Genomic DNA, 2,885 nt, shown 5'->3' on the forward strand with positions numbered 1-2,885 from the left:
CCACCCCGCAGGCCCCGCCACCGATAGGGCCGCCGAATGTCTCCGCATCGCAGCGGTTCCCCGGCCCCACATCGTCCTCCGCGCAGGACCGTGCCGCTCGCCTGCCATGGATCATCGCCGCGGCGTGCTGGGCGCTGATCCTCGTCGTCAGCGCGGGTACCGCGGTCGCGCTGGCGAACCGGGAGGATTCCGGCCCGCCCACTTACGACCCGCAGAGCATCGGCAACGCATGCGATCTGGTCGACATGCCCGCGCTGGAGCGTGCGGGTGGTAAGGCGCAGAAGCCACCGGAGAATTCCACCGACGATTACCCGACTTTCCGCTCGCTGAGCTGCCATGCCAGTTTGGCCGACGGCCTGCTGACGGTGGGTGTGTACATCGCGCAGCCCGGTACGGACTTCGTCGCCGGTTACTACCGATCGGGGAAGGCCGTGACGACCGGGACCACCGGCGAGGGCGTCGCATCCGGCACGAAGAAAGGCATCGGCGAGGACGCGTATTTCAGTACCCGGTTGACGAAATCCGTGTTCCTGGGCTGCGAATTCGCGTTCATCGACGGCAATCTCACCTTCCGTGTCGATGTCTCCCTGAGCGACGATCCGGGGCTCGACCGTAACGCACTGGCCGCTCTCTGTGAGCACCAGGCGCGCACCGCATGGGAGCGACTGCGATGAAACCTGCTTGGATTTCGGCCGTTTTGTCGATGATTTCGCTGCTCGTCGTCGTGATCACCGCAGCCGTCCTGCTGAGCCGACCCGCGGAATCGACCATGGCCTATACCGATGATCCGCAGACAGCGGAGTCGGGCAGGCCACCGACCCCGCCGGGCAAATACACCATCACGGAGGTCGGCAACGCCTGTGATCTGGTGGATCTGGCCTGGGCGCAGCAACTCGGCGGAAAGAGCCGCCAGGAACCCACCCACCGGGAGACCAGGACCGGAAACATCGGCAGCCTGGATTGCCAGGCGATGTTCGAACAGTCGTCGGTCTCCTTCAGCGCCTATCTCGGCGACAACGTGCGCGGCTTGTACGACGTCGGGAGAGAGCAGACGGCGACCACGGGCTCGGGACGGCGGTCGGGAACGGTGCCGGAATTCGGCGCCGACACGTACTACATCCTGGTGGAGAGTGGCGGGGTGGCCCTGGGCAGCAGGCAGGCGAGCGCGGACGTCGAACTCGCCGTGCTCGACGGGAACCTGCATGCCCGGCTGTCCCTGCGGGCCTCACGAACGAACGCGCCGCTCTCCGGCGACGAGATCCTGCAATCGGCGACCAACCAGATGCGACACATCCTGGAGCGACTGCGCGCATGAAGAACCGCACCATCGAATGGGTTGTCACCGGCATCTGCGCCGTCCTCACCGTGCTGGTGTGTGTGACCGCCACGGTACTGCTGACCCACGATCCGGACGAGCCCGCAGCGAAACCCGTTGCCACGGCGCCGCCACCGGCCACCAGCGCCCAACCAGGCCCCGAAAAGTCGCCGTACCACCTCGACCATATCGGCAACGCCTGCGAATTGATCGATACAGCGCCGTTCACGGCCTACCAGCCGCTGGACCAGGCCAACCCGCCCCGCAACACCGAGACGCGCGGCGACGAGCCGTCATTGGACTGCTATATCCGGTTGGCCGAGTTCGGATCCCTCACGTTGCGGGTCGATCAGATGCCACGGGATCCACGCGATCGCTTCGATTCCTTCCGGAAAGTGCACCAGAATCTCAACCAGAATGTGCACCAGCAGTCCGGGTCGCTGCCCGGCCTCGGCACCGAGAACTTCTTCATAGCCGGGGAGCGACGCAATACCTACTACGCCGATGATGTGAGCATCGACTACCAGATAGGCGTCTTGGACGCCGACATCACCGTGGTCATGAGCGCGTCCGTCTCGGGATTCGGCAAGGGACTCACCATCGACAAGATCGCCCGACCGGTCCAGGATCAGGTCCGCGCCGTCCTGACCCGGCTACGCCGGTGACCGGCACCGCACTCGACCCGGGGGATCCGCGGGTCATCGGCCCCTACCGGATCCTGGCTCGCCTCGGTACCGGGGGCATGGGAGACGTCTTCCTCGGGCGCTCGCCCGGCGGCCGCCGCGTGGCGATCAAGGCGGTGCATCCGCATCTGGCGGCCGACCCGGAGTTCATCGCCCGGTTCGGTCAAGAGGTGACCGCCGCCCGGGCGGTCGGCGGCTTCTGCACAGCGGCGGTGGTGGATGCCGATCCCGGCGCAGCCCGACCGTGGATGGCGACGGAGTACATCCCGGCGCCCACCCTCAAAAGCGTGGTGTCCCAGCACGGTCCGCTGCCCGAGGCCGCGGTGACGGTGCTCGCCGCGGGCATCGCCGAGGCGCTCGGCGCCATCCATGCGGCCGGAGTGGTGCACCGGGATCTCACCCCGGCCAATGTGCTGGTGTCCGATGCGGGACCGCGGGTCATCGATTTCGGCATCGCCCGCGCGCTGGCGCACACCCGCTCGCTGACCGGTACCGGGGCCTTGATCGGCTCGCCGGGGTACATGTCGCCGGAACACATCTCGGGCGAGGAGGTGACGCCGGTGAGCGATGTCTTCTCCCTCGGCGGGGTGCTCGTCTTCGCGCTCACCGGCGACAGTCCGTTCGGGACGAGCAACATGGCCCAGACGATGTACCGGGTGCTGCACGAGCCCCCGCGGTTGGCCGGGATCGGCGAGGGCACACTGCGGCAAGTGATCACCGCGTGCCTGGCCAAGGACCCGGCGTCGCGTCCGAGCACCGAGCAGGTACTGGCCGCCTTGGGAAGGACACCGGGCGACCCCGTGCACGTGGACGGCTGGCTCCCGGCCGCGGTGACCACTCGCGCGGTCTCCGAGCGGGCCGGGCCGGGGCGCCGGACGGTGCTGCTG

The 2,885-nt window shown here is 67.8% G+C and carries 4 protein-coding genes; all 4 read left to right on the forward strand.

Annotated elements, in window-relative coordinates; translation table 11 throughout:
• Positions 1 to 674, forward strand: a 674-nt coding sequence (locus HOV91_RS38810) for a hypothetical protein (RefSeq protein WP_174190144.1), incomplete at its 5' end; no start/stop codon positions are given.
• Positions 671 to 1,315: a hypothetical protein gene (locus HOV91_RS38815; protein WP_174190145.1), complete on the forward strand. Its 645-nt coding sequence runs from the start codon at positions 671 to 673 to the stop codon at positions 1,313 to 1,315. The genes HOV91_RS38810 and HOV91_RS38815, both read left to right, overlap by 4 nt.
• Positions 1,312 to 1,980, forward strand: coding sequence for a hypothetical protein (locus tag HOV91_RS38820; protein ID WP_174190146.1), 669 nt, complete (start codon positions 1,312 to 1,314; stop codon positions 1,978 to 1,980). Before HOV91_RS38815 ends, HOV91_RS38820 begins: the two co-directional genes overlap by 4 nt.
• Positions 1,977 to 2,885, forward strand: a 909-nt coding sequence (locus HOV91_RS38825) for a serine/threonine-protein kinase (protein WP_174190147.1), incomplete at its 3' end; no start/stop codon positions are given. The genes HOV91_RS38820 and HOV91_RS38825, both read left to right, overlap by 4 nt.

Source organism: Nocardia barduliensis (assembly GCF_013315795.1).
In the GTDB taxonomy this organism is placed as follows: domain Bacteria; phylum Actinomycetota; class Actinomycetes; order Mycobacteriales; family Mycobacteriaceae; genus Nocardia; species Nocardia barduliensis.

Excerpts from the sequence above, each read along its gene's own strand:
- HOV91_RS38820 (WP_174190146.1), top strand. The coding sequence starts at position 1,312 with ATGAAGAACCGCACCATCGAATGGGTTGTCACCGGCATCTGCGCCGTC.
- HOV91_RS38815 (WP_174190145.1), top strand. The coding sequence starts at position 671 with ATGAAACCTGCTTGGATTTCGGCCGTTTTGTCGATGATTTCGCTGCTC.